General features: G+C 70.0%; 15 protein-coding genes and 2 tRNA genes. 8 read left to right on the top strand and 9 right to left on the bottom strand.

The annotated features are described in order from the left end of the window. Positions 1-140: 140 nt before the first annotated feature. A complete protein-coding gene (locus ACXJ1Y_RS11800) occupies positions 141-1,322 on the bottom strand; it encodes a transglycosylase SLT domain-containing protein (RefSeq protein ID WP_463846464.1) in 1,182 nt (393 codons plus the stop codon). A 277-nt stretch (positions 1,323-1,599) separates the two neighbouring features. On the opposite strand from ACXJ1Y_RS11800, the gene alaS reads away from it, so the two are divergent. Then, complete coding sequence (gene alaS, locus ACXJ1Y_RS11795) at positions 1,600-4,263, top strand: alanine--tRNA ligase (protein WP_463850098.1); 2,664 nt, start codon at positions 1,600-1,602, stop codon at positions 4,261-4,263. 53 nt (positions 4,264-4,316) lie between these two features. On the opposite strand, the gene ACXJ1Y_RS11790 is transcribed toward alaS, so the two are convergent. The 5 genes from ACXJ1Y_RS11790 to ACXJ1Y_RS11770 all read right to left on the bottom strand — a co-directional run bounded on the left by ACXJ1Y_RS11790 (position 4,317) and on the right by ACXJ1Y_RS11770 (position 6,402). Continuing rightward, positions 4,317-4,601: a hypothetical protein gene (locus tag ACXJ1Y_RS11790; RefSeq protein ID WP_463846463.1), complete on the bottom strand. Its 285-nt coding sequence runs from the start codon at positions 4,599-4,601 to the stop codon at positions 4,317-4,319. A gap of 117 nt (positions 4,602-4,718) precedes the next feature. Then, the gene (locus ACXJ1Y_RS11785; RefSeq protein ID WP_463846462.1) at positions 4,719-5,132 is read right to left on the bottom strand and encodes a DUF2147 domain-containing protein; all 414 of its coding nucleotides are present in this window, start codon (positions 5,130-5,132) and stop codon (positions 4,719-4,721) included. Positions 5,133-5,142: 10 nt separating this feature from the next. Beyond that, complete coding sequence (locus ACXJ1Y_RS11780; RefSeq protein ID WP_463846461.1) at positions 5,143-5,739, bottom strand: hypothetical protein; 597 nt, start codon at positions 5,737-5,739, stop codon at positions 5,143-5,145. Positions 5,740-5,807: 68 nt separating this feature from the next. Beyond that, a tRNA-Ala gene (locus ACXJ1Y_RS11775) sits at positions 5,808-5,883 on the bottom strand. A gap of 138 nt (positions 5,884-6,021) precedes the next feature. After that, complete coding sequence (locus ACXJ1Y_RS11770; RefSeq protein WP_463846460.1) at positions 6,022-6,402, bottom strand: TIGR02300 family protein; 381 nt, start codon at positions 6,400-6,402, stop codon at positions 6,022-6,024. A 236-nt stretch (positions 6,403-6,638) separates the two neighbouring features. On the opposite strand from ACXJ1Y_RS11770, the gene aroA reads away from it, so the two are divergent. The 5 genes from aroA to ACXJ1Y_RS11745 all read left to right on the top strand — a co-directional run bounded on the left by aroA (position 6,639) and on the right by ACXJ1Y_RS11745 (position 10,796). Then, on the top strand, positions 6,639-7,988 hold the full coding sequence (gene aroA / locus ACXJ1Y_RS11765) for a 3-phosphoshikimate 1-carboxyvinyltransferase (protein ID WP_463846459.1): 1,350 nt from the start codon (positions 6,639-6,641) through the stop codon (positions 7,986-7,988). 1 nt (position 7,989) lies between these two features. Beyond that, a complete protein-coding gene (gene cmk, locus ACXJ1Y_RS11760; protein WP_463846458.1) occupies positions 7,990-8,628 on the top strand; it encodes a (d)CMP kinase in 639 nt (212 codons plus the stop codon). 56 nt (positions 8,629-8,684) lie between these two features. Further along, positions 8,685-8,760: transfer RNA gene (locus tag ACXJ1Y_RS11755), tRNA-Lys, on the top strand. Positions 8,761-8,818: 58 nt separating this feature from the next. Next, entirely contained in the window at positions 8,819-9,442 is a 624-nt protein-coding gene (locus tag ACXJ1Y_RS11750) for a DUF938 domain-containing protein (RefSeq protein WP_463846457.1), read from the top strand. Between the two features lie 73 nt (positions 9,443-9,515). Beyond that, entirely contained in the window at positions 9,516-10,796 is a 1,281-nt protein-coding gene (locus tag ACXJ1Y_RS11745) for an O-acetylhomoserine aminocarboxypropyltransferase (RefSeq protein ID WP_463850097.1), read from the top strand. A gap of 15 nt (positions 10,797-10,811) precedes the next feature. Here the strand turns inward: ACXJ1Y_RS11745 and ACXJ1Y_RS11740 are convergent, their stop codons facing one another. Beyond that, the gene (locus ACXJ1Y_RS11740) at positions 10,812-12,596 is read right to left on the bottom strand and encodes an acyl-CoA dehydrogenase C-terminal domain-containing protein (RefSeq protein WP_463846456.1); all 1,785 of its coding nucleotides are present in this window, start codon (positions 12,594-12,596) and stop codon (positions 10,812-10,814) included. Between the two features lie 378 nt (positions 12,597-12,974). Between ACXJ1Y_RS11740 and ACXJ1Y_RS11735 the strand changes: the two genes are divergently transcribed. Both ACXJ1Y_RS11735 and ACXJ1Y_RS11730 read left to right on the top strand, forming a co-directional pair. Then, the gene (locus tag ACXJ1Y_RS11735; RefSeq protein WP_463846455.1) at positions 12,975-16,115 is read left to right on the top strand and encodes a hypothetical protein; all 3,141 of its coding nucleotides are present in this window, start codon (positions 12,975-12,977) and stop codon (positions 16,113-16,115) included. Between the two features lie 171 nt (positions 16,116-16,286). Next, positions 16,287-16,724: a DUF3429 domain-containing protein gene (locus ACXJ1Y_RS11730; RefSeq protein WP_463846454.1), complete on the top strand. Its 438-nt coding sequence runs from the start codon at positions 16,287-16,289 to the stop codon at positions 16,722-16,724. Between the two features lie 4 nt (positions 16,725-16,728). Here ACXJ1Y_RS11730 and ACXJ1Y_RS11725 read toward each other — a convergent pair whose 3' ends face one another. Beyond that, entirely contained in the window at positions 16,729-16,959 is a 231-nt protein-coding gene (locus ACXJ1Y_RS11725; protein ID WP_463846453.1) for a hypothetical protein, read from the bottom strand. Between the two features lie 230 nt (positions 16,960-17,189). Continuing rightward, positions 17,190-18,404 (bottom strand): NADP-dependent isocitrate dehydrogenase, encoded by a 1,215-nt coding sequence (locus ACXJ1Y_RS11720; protein ID WP_463846452.1) that lies wholly within the window; start codon positions 18,402-18,404, stop codon positions 17,190-17,192. Positions 18,405-18,446: the final 42 nt, after the last annotated feature.

Raw genomic sequence — 18,446 nt, 5'->3', positions numbered from 1 at the left:
CGTCTCAGGATGCGGCTTCCTCAAAGATCCCCCCGACACAGTGTCACGCCGCTTTGTCGTGCGGCTACCTGGGTAGAGAAGTCGGTAATCCCCGCTCGGTTGCGATTGTCGCACCGAAAGTCGCGCGGCTCGCGAGAGCTTTACTGAGTTTCGACGGCGGAATCCGTGTCGGCGTAGGCCATGATGCCGGAGAGCGCGCGGACATTCTGATAGCGCGTGCCGCGGGTCTGCATCATCGCCTCGAACTTCTCGTGGACCTGCGCCACGGACAGGCTCATCGGCTTGCGATGGCGGCCGCGCCCGGTGAAGCGGTTGGCCGCGAAGAAGATCGAGCGGTTGGCCCGCGCCGGGCCGGGGAGCAGCACGGCGGCCGCCGCAGCCGGCTTGTTCACGACCTTGTCGAGGAAGTCGCCGGCATCGTCCGGGCCGAGGAAGTGGGCGAGGTAGACCTCGCCGAGGGTGAGTTCGCGGCCGATGCGCTGGCTGATGCGGGCGGCGTCGCGCTTCAGCATCTCGCCCGCCATGAGGGCCGATAGATAGGGATCGCGGCGCAGTTCGAGGATGCGGGAGCGCTCGGCCGCGTCGGTGATGACCGGCTTGTCGTTCGCGTCGGCGGTGACGAGGGCGGCTTCCTTGGCCATCCCATACTTGCCGCCGAAGTCGCGCACCACGCCGAGCCACGTGCGCTCGATGAACTGGTAGAGGCCGGTGGCCGAGGAGGTCTTGGCCTGCACGGCGGTGATGAAGCTCGATTCCTTGTCGGCGACCGCCATCAGCAGAACGGGGTCGGTCTGCACGGCCTGCGCCGCCTTCACGATCGTCTGCACCAAGTGGCGCCGGATCTTCATCGGCCCGAATTCGAGGATGTCGTTCGGGTCGCCGCCGGAGGATTGCGACAGCAGGTAATCGTAGGACACCCGGTCGACCCCGCTCGACCCGACATCGGTGTCGAGATCGTGGATCGGGGCGAAGCTCGCGGAGGCGCGCAGCGTCGCCTTCTCCAGATCCTCGCTGAGGGCGACGAGGTGGAGGTTCGGGCGCGGCATCCGGATCTCGGTCGCGGCCTCGGCGCTGGTGACGGCCTGGGGCAGGCCGATCTTGCTCAGGTCCACGCCGGACCCGATCAGCGCGGCGCTCAGCGAGCCGGCGAGGAACGTGACCGTCAGGAGCGAGCGGACGAGAGCCGTCGTGCTGCCGTGCGAGGCGCCGACCGGCGAATGCGCCGCGATGGCGCCGTGGTTGCCCTTCCCGAAACGGCGGACCTGCGCCGCGCCGGACTTCGCGTTACCCGTCTTCCCCGATCCGACCGCGCGGCCCTGCATCGTGATTCCGTTTCCCGCTGCGCCGACGTGGCGCCGATGGATTCAATCTGGCTTGACAGATGTGGCGACAACACGGCCGTGCTTGTGGCGAGCGTGGGGCAACCCCAGGCGATTTCACGGCGCCATGGCCGCGCCGGGCGGCCAATCTTCGCTCTCGCGTGCAAGCCGCACTCTCGCTTCGTGACTCCCGCCTGTTCCATCCTTAAGAGGACGCTACAGGGAGGTCCGCCCAAGCGGGCCTCCGACACATGACGTGAGAAGCCTGAAAGTCTGCCAGATGAGCGGCGTCAACGAGATCCGGTCGACCTTCCTCGACTTCTTTGCGGAGGCCGGCCACACGGTCGTCCCGTCCTCGGGACTTGTCCCGAAGAACGACCCCACCTTGATGTTCACGAACGCCGGCATGGTGCAGTTCAAGAACGTCTTCACGGGCGTCGAGAAGCGGCCCTACGACCGCGCGGTGACGGCGCAGAAATGCGTCCGCGCCGGGGGCAAGCACAACGATCTCGACAATGTCGGGTACACGGCGCGCCACCACACCTTCTTCGAGATGCTCGGCAATTTCTCGTTCGGCGACTACTTCAAGGAGCGCGCGATCGAGCTGGCCTGGACGCTCATCACCAAGGAGTTCGGGCTTTCGCCGGAAAAGCTTCTCGTCACCGTCTACGCGGATGACGACGACGCGGCTTTGCTGTGGAAGAAGATCGCCGGCTTCCCGGATCACAAGATCATCCGCATCGGCACCTCCGACAACTTCTGGCAGATGGGCGACACCGGCCCCTGCGGCCCGTGCTCGGAGATCTTCATCGATCAGGGCCCCGAGCTTCGGGGCGGCCCGCCCGGCAGCCCGGACGAGGACGGCGACCGCTTCCTCGAATTCTGGAACCTCGTGTTCATGCAATACGAGCAGGTGGAGCCGGGCTCGCGCCATCCGCTGCCGCGTCCCTCCATCGACACCGGCATGGGCCTGGAGCGGATCGCCGCCGTCCTGCAGGGCGTGAAGTCCAACTACGACACCGACCTGTTCCGGTCGCTGATCGAGGCGGTGGCGCATGCGGTCTCCCGCGCGCCGGAGCCCGCGACCATGGCCTCCTACCGGGTGATCGCGGATCACCTGCGGGCGGCGTCCTTCCTCGTGGCGGACGGCGTGCTGCCGGGCAACGAGGGGCGGGGCTACGTCCTGCGCCGCATCATGCGCCGCGCCATGCGCCACGCCGAGATCCTGGGCGCCCGCGAGCCCACCATGTACCGGCTGGTGCCGGCGCTGGTGCGCGAGATGGGGCAGGCCTATCCCGAGTTGATGCGCGCCGAGGCGCTGATCGGCGAGACGCTGAAGCTCGAGGAGACGCGCTTCCGCCGCACCCTGGAGCGGGGCCTCTCGATCCTCGACACCGAGAGTCGCGACCTGCGGCCGGGCCAGAACCTCTCCGGCGAGACGGCCTTCACCCTCTACGACACCTACGGCTTCCCCCTCGACCTGACGCAGGACGCCCTGAAGGCGCGGGGCATCGGCGTGGACACCGACGCCTTCCAGGCGGCGATGCAGCGCCAGAAGCAGGCCGCCCGCGAGGCCTGGAAGGGCTCGGGCGAATCCGCCACCGAGGCGGTATGGTTCGGCCTGCGCGAGCGCGTCGGCGCGACGGAATTCCTGGGCTACGAAACAGAGACCGCCGAGGGCGTCGTGACCGCCCTGCTGTTCGAGGGCGCGGAGACCGCCGAACTCAAGGCCGGGCAATCGGGCTTCGCCCTGCTGAACCAGACGCCGTTCTACGCGGAATCCGGCGGTCAGGTCGGCGATACCGGCACGATCCTCACGGCCGGCGTGAAGGTGCGCGTCACCGACACGGAGAAGAAGCTCGGCGACCTCTTCGTCCACGCGGTGACGGTGGAGGAGGGTACGCTCAAGGTCGAGCAGCCCGTCGAGCTGAAGGTGGACCATGCCCGGCGCCGGGCGATCCGCGCCAACCACTCCGCCACTCACCTGCTGCACGAAGCCCTGCGTCAGGTGCTCGGCGATCACGTCGCGCAGAAGGGCTCGCTGGTCACGCCGGATCGCCTGCGCTTCGACATCAGCCACCCGAAGCCCATCGAGGCGGAGGAGATGGCCCGCGTCGAGGACATCGCCAACGCGGTCCTGCTGCAGAATGAGCCGGTCGTGACCAAGCTGATGGCCGTGGACGACGCCATCGAATCCGGCGCGCGGGCGCTGTTCGGCGAGAAATACGGCGACGAAGTCCGCGTCGTCTCCATGGGCCTGCCGACCGGCGAGGCCGGCAACAAGGCGTTCTCGGTGGAACTCTGCGGCGGCACCCATGCCGGGCGCACGGGCGATATCGGCGCCATCACCATCGTCGGTGAGAGCGCCGTCGGCGCCGGGGTGCGGCGCATCGAGGCCCTGACGGCCGACGCCGCGCGTCGCCACCGGGCCGAGGAGGCGCGCACGCTGGCCTCCCTGGCGGGCATCCTTAAGGCCCCGGCCTCGGAGGCGCCCGACCGGCTCACGGCCCTCATGGAGGACCGTCGCCGCCTGGAGCGCGAACTCACCGAGGCGCGGAAGAAGCTCGCCATGGGCGGGGGCGGCACGGCCGCCGCCGACGCGCCGAAGGAGGTCGCGGGCGTGCGGCTGATGGCGCGGGTGGTCGAGGGCGTGGAGATGCGCGACCTCAAGAGCCTCGCGGACGAGGGCAAGGGCCGCCTCGGCTCCGGCATCGTGGCCATCGTCGGCGTCGCGCCTGATGGGAAGGCCGGGCTCGTGGTCGGCGTCACAGAGGATTTGACCGGCCGCTTCGATGCCGTCGGCCTCGTGCGGGCGGGCGCGGAAGCGCTGGGCGGCAAGGGCGGCGGCGGACGCCGAGACATGGCCCAGGCCGGCGGGCCGAACGGCACGGGCGCCCAGGCGGCGCTCGATGCCATCGAACAGGCGCTCGGCGCCGCAGCCTGATACGAAAAAGGCCGCGCCCTCCGGCGCGGCCTTTTTCTTAGCGTGCGAGGGGCTTACTTGCCGCCGCCGCCACCCTGCGGCGCGACGCGCGAGGGCTGGCCGGCATTGCCGGCGGCGGCCGAGTCGTTCGAGATCGAATCGGCGGGGCGACCGGTCGGCGAGTACGAGACCGCCGCGTCGCCACCCGTGGCGTTGTTCAGGGGCGTCTCGACGCCCGGCGCACCGCGCGGCACGACGACGGTCGTGGCGGTGGGGCTCTCGATGACCTGCGCGAAGGCAGGGGGCGCGACGGCGAGGGCCATCGCGGCGGTGATCGTCAGTGACGTGAAGCGGGTCATGTGGTCCGTCCCTTGCTATGTGGGACGTGGAACCAAGGTTGTGCGCTATCGATCCATCGTGCGGAATCGCAGGGTGTGGCAGCGCACAAAATAGGCGGGATTAATTCCCGTCATAGATCACTTTGTCCGCGTCCACGTCTGGCTCTTGCAGAGGAAACCGAGGACGCAGCCCGAGACCTCCAGGGCGTCGGGCTTGGTCAGCTTCAGCGAGCCCGAATAGGTCTTTCCGTCGTTCGGATTGTAGAGCGTGCCCGAGAAGCCGGCGCCGTCGGGCTTGCGGGCATCCAGGATCTGCACGCCGATCACGCTGCGGCCGCGCAGGGACGGGTCCGGGTTGTTGGCGTCGAGCGCCTTGCCCGGCGCGCTGACGATGGTCCCGCAATAGCCGCCGCCGCAGGGCACGACCTTCACCCGCGACTTGCCGGTTTCCGTCAGCCACAGGCCGCTCGGATCGCCCGGCGCGGCGTGAGCAGGGGCGGCGAGACCCACGAGCAGCGCGAGACCGGCGAGGCGAGGCGATACGGGCGTCAAGGACGGTCTCCTAGCGGGATGGCGGCAGCGTCGCGCCGAGATAGGTTTCGATCACCTCGCAGAACGGCGCGCCCGCGCTGGTCACGAGGAGGGCATCCACCCGCACCAGCGGCGCATCGGGGCCGGGCTCGGCGGCGAGCGGATAACTCTCGACGGAAACGACCCGGCGCACGGGCGCCAGCGGGCGCACCACCCGGCCGAAGGGCACGTCCGACCCGTCGAGGGCTGCGTTCATTTCGGGGGTGAGTCGGGCCGGCACGTACCAATTGTCCGCCTCGGACAGGACCCTGTCCCCGCAGGCCAGACGGACGTGGCGGTAACGGACGGGCTCGTCGGGCCCGACGCCGAGGCGTGTGCGCTGCTCAGGCGTGGGCGCCTTGTCCGCGCCGATCTGGCGATGGGCGACGAGGCGGGCCTGACCGGCGAGCCCCTTCTCGGCGCACCATGATTCGAGGACGGCGGTCGCGCTGTCGGAGCGCAGGATGCGGCCGCGCAGATCGGCCACCATCGCCTCGGCGGAAGAGGCCGGGCGGATCTCGGCGATACCTTCGGCTTGCGTATTCGTCGGTGTCGCGATCACGGCGGACAGGATGCCGACCGCGCTCAAGACAGTGCCAAGGGAAGAGGATCCGGAGCGCGACCGAGCAGAAGCAGCACTGGGATCCGAAAAAGAAATGGTGGAGCCTAACGGGATCGAACCGATGACCTCTTCCATGCCATGGAAGCGCTCTCCCAGCTGAGCTAAGGCCCCACTATTTTCCGCCGCGGTTGGGGACCGCGGGGTTCGCCGGTCCGGCTGGCGTCCGGCGAGGGCGGTTCTATAAGCGCCCCGCCGGCCGGACTCAAGCCCCTTTCGCGAGAATCTGCAAAAGGGGCTCGACCGGACTGTTCAGCCCTCTTCGTCGTTCTCGATATCGCCGTCGATCAGGTCGGCCACGTCGTCGTCGCCACTGTCTTCCTCCTCGAGGAAGGTGTCGTCGTCGTCGCTGGCCGTATCCCCGTCTTCCGTGGAATCATCCTCGGGCGTGGGATCGGCGTCGTCCTCGGCAGCCTCGACCTCATCGAGGGAGACCATCTCCGGACCCTTCTCGTCCGTCTCGTCTTCGTCGTCGTCGGTACTGCGCGAGATCGCCGGCGGCGCGGCGCGGCTGGTCGTGGCCTGATAGACCGCGCCGCATTTCGGGCAGGTCGCGGGGTCGCGGGCGAGGTCGTAAAACTTCGCGCCGCAGCTCATGCACTGCCGTTTCAGGCCGAGTTCCGGTCGGGCCACGGGGGACACCTCGTCGTCGAGACTTATCTGGGAAGGCGCCCGGTTAGTCGCGGCTGCCGCGCCTGTCAATCGAAGCGGCCGCAGAGGGGAAACGCCAATGTTTTCCCGAACCTCGTCCGCGACGGTGCCCGGCGGCGGCCTCCGCGCGGATGACGAAGGCCGGCGCCCGTGTTAACCGCGCCGCGAACCGGCCTCCGGGACAGACCCGGCGCAGAAGACCCGAACGGACTCCACCCGTGTCGCACGACCTTCCCCCTCAGCCTCTCACAGCCTCGCCCGGCGCCGCCCTAACAGGGCGCCTGCGCCCGCCGGGCGACAAGTCGATCTCCCACCGGGCGATGATCCTCGGCCTTCTCAGCCAGGGCCGCACCCGCGTCGAAGGGCTGCTCGAAGGCGACGACGTGCTGCGCACCGCCGCCGCCGCGAAGGCGCTCGGCGCGACGATCGAGCGGCTGGGCGAAGGACGCTGGACCATCGACGGCGTCGGCATCGGCGGCCTCACCGATCCGGCGGACGTGCTCGATTTCGGCAATGCCGGCACCGGATCGCGTCTCATGATGGGCGTGGTCGGCGGCCAGCCCGTGACCGCCACCTTCGATGGCGATGCGTCCCTGCGCTCGCGGCCGATGCGGCGCATCCTCGACCCGCTGACGCAGATGGGCACGCAGGTCGTGTCCGAGGCGGAGGGCGGCCGCGTGCCCTTGACCCTACGCGGGCCGCAGGAGGCGATCCCGATCACCTATGAGACCCCCGCCGCCTCGGCGCAGATCAAGTCCGCCGTGTTGCTCGCCGGCCTCAACGCCCCCGGCACCACCACGGTGATCGAGACCGCCGCCACCCGCGACCACACCGAACGGATGCTGCGTCTGTTCGGCGCCGACGTGCGCGTGGAGCCCCACGGCCCCGAGGGGCACGGCCGCCGCATCGCGCTCACCGGCCAGCCGACCCTGCGCGGCACGGACGTGATCGTGCCGGCCGACCCGTCCTCGGCCGCCTTCCCGTTGGTCGCTGCGCTCATCACGCCCGGCTCCGACATCGTGATCGAGGGCGTGATGATGAACCCGCTCCGCACCGGCCTCATCACGACGCTGATCGAGATGGGCGCCGAGATCGAGCGCGTGAACGAGCGCGAGGAGGGCGGCGACACCGTCGCGGATCTTCGCGTCCGGGCGAGCCGCCTGAAGGGCGTCGATGTCCCCGCCGAGCGGGCGCCCGCGATGATTGACGAATACCCCGTCCTCGCCGTGGCGGCCTCCTTCGCGGAGGGCACGACCCGCATGAACGGGCTGCACGAGCTACGCGTGAAGGAATCGGATCGCCTCGCCGCCGTGGCGGCGGGCCTCGCGGCCAACGGCATCCCCCACCGCATCGAGGGCGACGACCTGATCGTGGAGGGCGACGGCGCGGCGCCCAAGGGCGGCGGCACGGTCGCGACGCATCTCGACCACCGTATCGCGATGTCGTTCCTCGTCCTGGGCTTCGCGACGCGCGAGCCCGTGAGCGTGGATGACGGCGCGATGATCGCCACCAGCTTCCCGAGTTTCCTGCCGACCATGTCCGCCCTCGGTGGACGGATCGGAGCCTGACATGTCCCTCGTCATCGCCATCGACGGGCCTGCCGCCTCGGGCAAGGGCACCCTCGCCAAGCGCCTGGCCACCCATTACGGCCTGCCGCATCTCGATACGGGACTGCTCTATCGCGCGGTCGCCTTCCTGCTCCTTCAGGCGGGCGATTCCCTGGACGACACCAGGGCGGCCATCCGGGCGGCGGAAAGCCTCAGCGCCCGGCATCTCACCGACTCGCGCCTGCGCGACCGGGCGATGGGCGAGGCGGCCTCGCGCATCTCGACCGTGCCGGAGGTGCGCGAGGCGCTGCTCGCGTGGCAGCGCCGCTTCGCGGCCGATCCGGCCGGGGCGGTTCTCGACGGGCGCGATATCGGCACGGTGGTGTGCCCCTCCGCGGGCGTGAAGCTGTTCATCACCGCCTCCGCGCAGGAGCGCGCCCGCCGCCGCCACCGGGAACTGGCGAGCCGGGGTGAATCCTCGACGCTGGAAGGCATCCTCGCCGACATCGAGGCCCGCGACGCCCGCGATTCCTCGCGCAGCGCCGCACCCCTGCGGATGGCCGACGACGCGGTGAAGCTCGACACGACCGAACTGGACGCGGCGGCGGCGTTCGATGAAGCCCGCGCCATCGTGGAGCGGGCCCGCGCGAGCATCGGTTGACCCTCCCGATCCGCTCCCCTATTGCGGTGGCCCTCGGCCCCGCTCGACGGGGACGCGAGCGCGTAGCTCAGCTGGTAGAGCAACGGACTTTTAATCTGTAGGTCCTGGGTTCGAGTCCCAGCGCGCTCACCACATCTTCGGACAATCCGTCGAACCACCAGCCTCCACTGGACTGTGCTAGGCTGGCGCCATGCTGAGCTGGCCTTCCGAGGGCGATGCCCTGATCGCACCCGCCGTCGCGCGCAACCGCGACGCCATCCTTGAAGTGCTGCGCCGGGTTCTACCTGGGACCGGAACGGTGCTCGAAGTGGCGAGCGGGTCCGGCGAGCACGCGGTGCATGTCGCCCGCGCGCTCACGGGCCTCGTGTGGCAGCCGAGCGATCCCGAGCCCTCGGCCCTGCGCAGTATCGCCGCCCATGCCCGCCTCGCCGGATTGCCGAACCTGCGCGATCCGCTCCCCCTCGATGCCGCTGTGCCGGACTGGCCCGTCACGCAGGCGGACGCCCTCGTGTGCATCAACATGATCCACATCGCGCCCTGGGCCGCCGCCGAGGGGCTGATGGCCGGCGCGGGCCGTCTCCTGCCGGCGGGGGCGCCCCTCGTCCTCTACGGACCGTTCCGGGAGGAGGGGCGGCCGTCGGCGCCGAGCAACGAGGCGTTCGACGCCGACCTCCGCCTGCGGGATCCGCGCTGGGGGCTGCGGCCGGTGGAGGAGGTCGCGCGGCTCGGGCAGGCGCACGGCCTCGCCCTCGCGGAGCGGGTCGAGATGCCGGCGAACAACCTCATCCTCGTCTTCCGCAGGGCTGCTGCCTGAGGGCCGCCTTGCGCCGTGCTCCCGAGGGGGCGTACAGGCTGAGGGCGAGAGCCCACGGAGACTTGTGAGCGCGATGACCGACCGGCTGCCCGGCTTCAACACCCTGGCGATCCATGCAGGCGCTGCCCCCGACGCCGCGACGGGGGCCCGCGCCACGCCGATCTACCAGACCACGAGCTTCGTGTTCGACGACGTGGACCATGCCGCGTCGCTGTTCGGCCTGCAGGCCTTCGGCAACATCTACTCCCGCATCACCAACCCCACGAACGCGGTGCTCGAAGAGCGGATCGCGGCGCTGGAAGGCGGCACGGCGGCGCTGGCGGTGGCCTCCGGCCATGCGGCCGAGTTCCTCACGATGCATGCGCTGATGCAGCCGGGTGACGAGTTCATCGCGGCCAACAAGCTGTATGGCGGCTCGATCAACCAGTTCAACCATTCCTACCGGAACTTCGGCTGGTCGGTGGTCTGGGCCGATACGGACGATCCGGCTTCGTTCGAGGCGGCGATCACCCCGCGCACCAAGGCGATCTTCTGTGAATCGATCGCCAACCCCGGCGGCGTCATCACCGACATCGCCGCGCTGTCGAAGATCGCCAAGAAGCACAACATCCCGCTCATCGTCGACAACACGATGGCGACGCCGTACCTGATCCGTCCGTTCGAGCACGGCGCGGATATCGTGGTGCATTCGGCCACCAAGTTCCTCGGCGGCCACGGCAACTCCATCGGCGGCCTGATCGTGGACGGCGGTACGTTCCAGTGGGCCGGCGATGCCCGCTACCCGATGATGAGCCAGCCCCGGCCGGAATATGCCGGCATGGTCTTGGCCGAGACCTTCGGCAATTTCGGCTTCGCCATCGCCTGCCGCGTGCTCGGCCTGCGCGACCTCGGGCCCTCGCTCTCGCCGTTCAACGCGTTCCTCATCCTCAACGGCATCGAGACCCTGCCGCTGCGGATGCAGCGCCATTCCGACAACGCCCTCGTCGTCGCGAGCTTCCTTGCCAAGCACGAAGCCGTCGAGTGGGTGAGCTACCCGGGATTGGAGAGCGACAAGTATTACGCGCTGGCCAAGCGCTATACGCCGAACGGCGCGGGCGCCGTGTTCACCTTCGGCCTGAAGGCCGGCTACGAGGCGGGGGTAAAGCTCGTCTCGAACCTCGAACTGTTCTCGCACCTCGCCAATATCGGCGACACGCGCTCGCTCATCATCCACCCGGCCTCGACCACCCACCGCCAGCTCACCGACGCGCAGAAGACCGCCGCCGGAGCCGGACCTGAGGTTGTGCGCCTGTCGATCGGCCTGGAAGACCCGGCCGATCTCATCGAGGATCTGGACCGGGCCCTGCGGAGCTAGGGCCGGGGAGGCGTACTAGAACGCCTCCGCCGCCAGCGCCATCGTCGTGCCCGCGCCGGCCCTGATCCGCGCGAGGCGCAAAGCCGTCTCGGGCAGGCTGCGCTCCATGAAGAACCGGCCTGTGACGAGCTTGCTCTCCCACCGGGCGGTGTCGCCGCCCTCGGCCTTCCGCGCCAGCGCCGCGCGGGCGATGCGGCACCACATGTAGCCGAGAGCCACCAGCCCGAGCAGGTGCATGTAGTCGGTCGCGCCCGCGCCTGCGTTGTCCGGGTTGCCCATGGCGTTCTGCATCAGCCACATCGTCGCCTGCTGCAGGTCGCCGAGGGCCGCCTGGAGGGGCGCGGCGAAGGCGGCCTCGTCCTCGCCGCTCTCCTTCAGGAAGGCCTGGACCTCGCCGAGGAAGGCCATCATCGCCCGGCCGCCGTCCTTGGGCAGCTTGCGGCCGATCAGGTCCATGGCCTGGATGCCGTTGGCGCCCTCATAGATCATGGCGATGCGGGCATCGCGCACGAATTGCGACATGCCCCATTCCTCGACATAGCCGTGCCCGCCGAAGACCTGCTGCGCCTCGACGGCGTTGGCGAAGCCGCGATCGGTCAGCACGCCCTTCACCACGGGCGTCATCAGGCCCATCAGGTCGTCGGCCGTCTGCCGCTCCCTGGCGTCCTCCGCCCGGTGGAGCACGTCGCCCTGCAGGGCGGTCCAGAGCACCAGGGCGCGGGCCGCCTCGTTGAAGGCGCGGATCTGCATCAGCGTGCGGCGGATGTCGGGGTGGACTATGATCGGGTCGGCCGCCCGCTCCGGCGCCTTGGCCCCCGTGAGGGCGCGGCCCTGAAGGCGGTCCTTCGCGTAGGCGACGGCGCTCTGGTAGGCCGCCTCGGACTGGCCGAGCCCCTGCACGCCCACCGCGAGGCGGGCCTCGTTCATCATCACGAACATGGCGTTGAGGCCGCGGTTCGCCTCGCCGACGAGCCAGCCGGTGGCGCCGTCGTAGTTCATCACGCAGGTGCTGTTCCCGTGGATGCCCATCTTGTGCTCGATGGAGCCGCAGGAGACGCCGTTGCGCGCGCCGAGGGAGCCGTCGTCGTTCACCAGCATCTTCGGCACGAGGAAGAGCGAGATGCCCTTCGTGCCGGCCGGCGCGCCCTCGATGCGGGCGAGGACGAGATGCACGATGTTCTCCGACAGGTCGTGCTCTCCGGCCGAGATGAAGATCTTGGTGCCGGTGATCGCGTAGGACCCGTCCTCCTTCGGCGCCGCCTTGGTGCGGAGCAGGCCGAGATCCGTACCGCAATGCGGCTCGGTGAGGTTCATGGTGCCGGTCCAGACGCCCTCCACCATCTTCGGCAGGTAGCGCGCCTTCTGTTCCTCCGAGCCGTGGACGAGCAGAGCGGCCACCGCGCCCTGGGTGAGCCCCGGATACATGCTGAGCGCGAGGTTGGCGCCGGAGGCGAAATCCTGGATCGCGGTGTTGATAACCTGAGGTAGCCCCTGCCCGCCGAATTCCTCGGGCACCGACAGGCCCATCCAGCCGCCGCCGGCATAGGCGTCGTAGGCCGCCTTGAACCCCGTCGGCGTGGTCACGCGTCCGTCGGGATGGCGGGTGCAGCCCTCGCGGTCGCCGGCCTGGTTCACGGGGGCGAGGACTTCGTCGGCGAGCTTGCCGCCCTCGCGCAGCACCGCTTCCACCACATCCGGCGTCGCATCGGCGAAGCCCGCGAGGTTGGAGCGGCCCTGGAGTCCCAGCACATCGTTGAGCAGGAACAGCGTGTCGTCCACCGGAGCGCGGTATTGCGGCATGCGAAGTTTCCCCACCTGACGATTCGCGCGGCCATCTGCCGGACCGCCTGCGACGGCCAAATATTAAACGGCCGGAGCCGCCTTCAGCAACGCCCGCGCGAAGGCGCCGGACGCCGCACGGCCACGATGCCGCAACGCGTAAGCCATTGGCGGGGAAGCCATACCGCCGAACGGGCCGGCATTGGCCGCCGGACAGCACGCTATAGTTGCAATCCGGCGGATCAACAGGTTCAGGGCAATCCTCGGCACAACCTTAACCCGATGTTTACCAACAAATTTAATGGTTACGCCAAGGCGGCCCACAGGTTGCAGGACCGGGGATGACCCGGACTGGAACGGTCGGCCACCGCGCTGCTCGCCGATGACGACAGGCCGACGATGAACCGCAACGCGATCTCGCATTTCGATAGTTTCGATCCGGAGGTGATCGAAGCCGCCCGCGATGTCGCGAGCCGTGCCGGCGTCCCCCTCGAGGCGTGGATCGCCTCCGTCGTGCCGCAGCATCTCACCCCACTCGGCGGCAGCGCCGAGCGACAGGTTTCCCAGGAGGCGACCCGGATGGTGCAGGACCCCGCACACGATTCGGCTGGCACCGCTTCCTCCGAAGGTTTGGCCACCCTCATGAACCGCCTCGACGGTCTGGACCGCTCCATGGAAGCCGAGCGCCGCGCGGCGGCCCAGGCCGAGCAGAAGCGCCTCGAAGAGATCGAACTCCGCATCGACCGCGCCCTCCAGACGAGCCCGGTTCAGCAGGTGACCGAGCGCCTCGGCGACATCGAGCGCCGGGTCGCGGAACTCGGCGATCAGGTCACTGTCCGCCCGGCCGCCAAGCGCGGCAAGTCCACCGCCGCCGAGATGCGCGAGGCCGTGCAGGCCATCCGCCAGCGCCAGCGCGAACTCGCGGGGCAGGCCGAGCCGGCCAGCACCGTCGCGACGATGCACCGGGATCTGGAGCGTCGTTTCGTCACCGAGACCGAGGCCATGGGCGAGACGTCCGCGAAGCCCGCCAGCGCCCTGCCGGATTACGTGATGGACGAGCTGCGCCGCGAGGCGTCCCGGCTCACCGAGACCATGGCGCCCCTCGCCACCAACGGCGACATCGCGTCCCTCGAAAGCGCCCTCGATTCGCTCGCGTCGAGCATCGGCCGGGCCCGCTCGGATGCCGAGGTGCCGGCGCTCGCCTTGCCGCTGGCGGTGATCCGCACGCGGATCAACGAACTCGACCATGCCGAGGCCGAGGCCGCCCACGCGCAGGTCGCCGCCGGCCTGAAGCGCTTCAAGAACCGCCTCGACGTCGCCATCGCCTTCGAGGAGGCCGACGCCGACCGTTCGGCCCTCGACGCACTCTCCGCCGAACTCGCCTCCATCCGCGCCGCCGCCGCCGAACTGGCCGAGCCGACGCGCCTGGGCCAAGTGATCGCCCGCGTCGAGGCGCTGAGCGACGACATCGCCCGCATTCCCCCCGCGCCGGAGCCCACGCCGGAGCCCGTGCACATCGTCAGCCCCGCCCCGAAGGTGGAGCTGGCGGACGAGATCAGCGCGCTGGCCGAGAAGGTGGACAGCCTGTCGGCCCGCGCCGACGTCGATGCCGGCGCCCGTCCCCGGAGGGCCGCCCCGGTCGCCGCCTCCGTCGGCGCTTCCGGCGACATGGCCTCGATCCACGCGATGCTGCACAGCCTCGCGGAGAAGGTGGACCGCGTCGGCGAGCGCAACGGCCCGGACGGGCTCGACGCCCTGGAGAAGCAGGTCCTGACCCTGGTCGACAAGATCGAGGCGCCCTCGGCCCTCGATCCGGCGCTGACCAGCCTCGAGCGCACGATGAACGACCTGATGCATCAGGTCGAGGCGCTGCGGGATGTCTCCCCGAGCGAGGCGGTGATCACCCGCGCCGCGAAGGAAGCCGTCGCCGAGACCCTCCGGGGGGTGAACCCCGCCTCCAACCCGAGTGAGTTCGGCCTGCTCCGGGCGAGCCTCGCCGAGATGCAGGCCCGGCAGATCGCCTCCGACGAGCGCCTGAGCGCAACCCTCGAAGGCGTGCAATCGGCCCTCGACCGCCTCGTGAACCGCCTCGGCTCCGTCGAGAGCGCCCCGGCCCAGCGCGCCGCGTCCCTGGACGAGCGCCTGATGACCACGACCACCGTCGAGGCGCCCCGCCCCGCGTGGCGGGCGCCGCAGCGGGAGGAGGCCGAGCCGGCCCCGGTGCTGACCGCCGGCGACGCCCTGCTCGAACCCGGCATGCCCCGCCCGAACCGCGCTCCCGCGATCACGGTCGAGAGGCGCGAGCCTCTCACGAAGGCGCCGTCCATCGACAAGGCCGCTTCGGCCAACGGCGACATCAAGACGAGCTTCATCGCCGCCGCCCGCCGCGCGGCCCAGGCCGCCCAGGCGGAACTCGCCGCCGAGACGCCGGTCGATCGGCCGCTCCGCCAGCGGCCCGTCCCGCAGGCCGCCGCCACGACCGGGCGGATGACCCGCCTGCGCTCGGAAATCGATCAGCACCGCAAGCCGCTCCTCCTCGGGTTGGCGGCCATCGTCCTCACCCTGGGCGCGATCCAGGCCGTCGGCGTGCGCAACGACGACACGAAGGGCGTGCCGCAGCTTGCCCCCGCGCCGGGCGCCGCCACGGCCGAGAAGCCCGCCGACGCCCAGAGGACCGCCGAGGCGCCGAAGGCCCCCCCCGCCGCGATCGCGCAGGACCCGACCACGACGCAGACCGTCGCGAGCCCCAAGGTGCAGGATTCCGCCACCCCGGCGAAGCCCGCCGTGCCGCAGGTTCCGAACATGGCCGGTCTCGCCGGTGACCTCGCCAACGTGCCTGCCGGCCTCGCCAAGGTGAAGCAGGCCGCTCTCGCCGGCGACGGGTCGGCGGTGTGGGAACTGGCGATGCGTGAGGCGGACGGGCGCGGGATGCCGCGCGACCTCGCCGCCGCCGCCAAGCTGTTCGAGAAGCTGGCGAATGTCGGCTACGCCCCGGCCCAGTACAAGCTCGGCGCCCATTACGAGAAGGGCTCGGGCGTGACCCGCGACCTCGCCCAGGCCAAGCTCTGGTACGGCCGCGCGGCCGAGCAGGGCCATGCCCGCGCCATGCACAACCTCGGCGTGATCTATGCCGAGAACCCGGCGGCGGGCGGCAAGCCCGATTTCGCCTCGGCCGCCTCCTGGTTCCGCCAGGGTGCCGAGCACGGGATCCGCGACAGCCAGTACAACATCGCGGTGCTCTACGCCCGTGGCCTCGGGCTGACGCAGGATCTGATGCAATCCTTCGTGTGGTTCGGCGCCGCCGCCGCGCAGGGCGACGAGGATGCCGGCAAGAAGCGCGACGACGTCGCCACGAAGCTGAGCGCGGGCGACCTCGCCCGGGCCAAGAGCCTCGCCGCCTCGTTCAAGCCGCGCCGGCTCGATCCGGCGGTGAACGAGCCCCCGGCGGTCTCCGATGCGGGCCAGGGCCCGGTGAGCCTCCTCGGCGCGCCGATCCCCACCGCCGCCGTCACCCCGCCCAACGCCCGCAAGGCGATCTGAGCCCCCGTCCGCCCCGTCCCGCCATCCGGAACGGGGCGGGGAGGCACAGCGCCGCAACGGCCGTTCTGAACTTGACCGCAGACACCGGATGCGTGACGCCTCCCAGCAGAGCGCGGTCGTTCCGGCCCGGTAAGGTACGGTGCCATGGCCGTGCATGGAACCGGAGGTTGGATGGCGCGCCTACCCGCAGTACCGTTGAGCGCCATCGTGCTCGGCGTGGCCGGGCTCATTCCCTTTCTAGGCTTCGCCGCCCTCGCGGTGTCGGGGAGCGACGGCGGGCTGGGCAATATCGGCCTGTCGCCGCGCACGATCCTGTCGGCCTACGGCGCGGTGATCGCCTCGTTCCTCGGGGGCATCCGCTGGGGCGCCGCCGCCGCGCGCGGCGGTGGCAACGGCGATTACTTCATCGCGATCGTCCCCTCCCTGGTCGCCTGGGCCGCCATGGCGGCGCCCGCCCCGTGGGACCTGCGCATCCTCGGCGTGCTCGTCCTGGCCTGGGGCCTCGTGGACCAGGACCTGTCGCGGCGCGGCCTCGCCCCCGTCTGGCTCGGGCGCCTGCGCCTCGTCCTGTCCGGTGTCGCCGGGGCGGCGCTGCTCGTCGCGGCGTGAGGGCCTAGCCCCGGTCGCCCGGCTGGGTGAGGGCGCGCAGCAAGGCGACGATGGCCGCGCGCTGGTCCGGCGCCGTCAATCGCCGGAACAGCAGGGCCACTTCGGCCCGCTCCGCCGGATCCGGCCCATCGTCGGTGGTGGGGCGCGCGGACCGGAAGGCGGCGGGCGAGACCGACAGCACCGCCGCGATCCGCGTCAGCTGCTCCCGGGTCTCCGGCGGTTCGACCACGGCCATCGCTCATTCCCAGGTCCGGCCTGACGCCCGCGCGGCGCGGCTCCACTCAACCCTCGCAGCCTAGCGCAGCCCCATGCCGAATGTCACCTGAGGTTGCATGCAGACGGCGCCGGGGAGGGCGAGATACCCTGCCGCAGGTCGGGAGATGATGCCTCGATACAATCCAAACGCGAAAATGGCGGCGGATGCCTCGCACCCGCCGCCCCATGCCATCAGGCCGTGCCGTCCGCTCAGGCGGACATCGCGGTCTTGAGGTTCTGGTCCACCTTGTCGAGGAAGCCGGTGGTGGAGAGCCACTTCTGGTCCGGGCCGACGAGGAGGGCGAGATCCTTGGTCATGTGACCGGCCTCGACGGTGTCGATGCAAATCTTCTCCAGCGTGGCCGAGAACTTCGCCAGCTCGTCGTTGCCATCGAGCTTGGCGCGGTGGGTGAGGCCACGGGTCCAGGCGAAGATCGAGGCGATGGAGTTGGTCGAGGTCTCGCGGCCCTTCTGGTGCTCGCGGAAGTGGCGGGTGACGGTGCCGTGGGCGGCCTCGGCCTCCACAGTCCTGCCGTCCGGGGTCATCAGCACCGAGGTCATCAGGCCGAGCGAGCCGAAGCCTTGCGCGGCCGTGTCCGACTGCACGTCGCCGTCGTAGTTCTTACAGGCCCACACGTAGCCGCCCGACCACTTGAGGCACGAGGCCACCATGTCGTCGATGAGGCGGTGCTCGTAGGTGAGGCCGAGCGTCTCGAACTGCGCCTTGAACTCCTCCTCGTAGACCTTCTGGAACAGGTCCTTGAACCGGCCGTCATAGGCCTTGAGGATGGTGTTCTTGGTGGAGAGGTACACCGGATAGCGGCGCGCGAGGCCGTAGTTCATCGAGGCGCGGGCGAAGTCGATGATCGACTGGTCGAGGTTGTACATCGACATGGCGACGCCGGCCTCGGGGAACTTGAACACCTCCTTCTCGATGACGGTGCCGTCGTCACCCTCGAACTTGATGGTCAGGCGGCCCTTGCCGGGCACCTTGAAGTCCGTGGCGCGGTACTGGTCGCCGTAGGCGTGGCGGCCGATCACGAAGGGCTGCGTCCAGCCGGGGACGAGGCGCGGCACGTTCTTGCAGATGATCGGCTCGCGGAAGATCACGCCGCCGAGGATGTTGCGGATCGTGCCGTTCGGCGAGCGCCACATTTCCTTGAGGTTGAATTCCTTCACGCGGGCCTCGTCCGGCGTGATGGTGGCGCACTTCACGCCGACGCCATGGCGCTTGATCGCCTCGGCGGCATCGACCGTCACCTTGTCGGCCGTCGCGTCGCGGTGCTCGACGCCGAGGTCGTAATATTCGAGATCCACGTCGAGGTAGGGGTGGATCAGCTTGTTCTTGATCTCGGCCCAGATGATCCGGGTCATCTCGTCGCCGTCGAGTTCGACGACCGGGTTCGCTACCTTGATCTTCGCCATGGGCCGGGTGCCTTTTCGTGCGCTGTCCTCGGGGCGCACGGC

This window comes from Methylobacterium sp. TK26, from assembly GCF_055361565.1.
The sequence above is the reverse complement of the archived record's forward strand: the minus strand, read 5'-3'. Positions and strand labels throughout refer to the sequence as shown.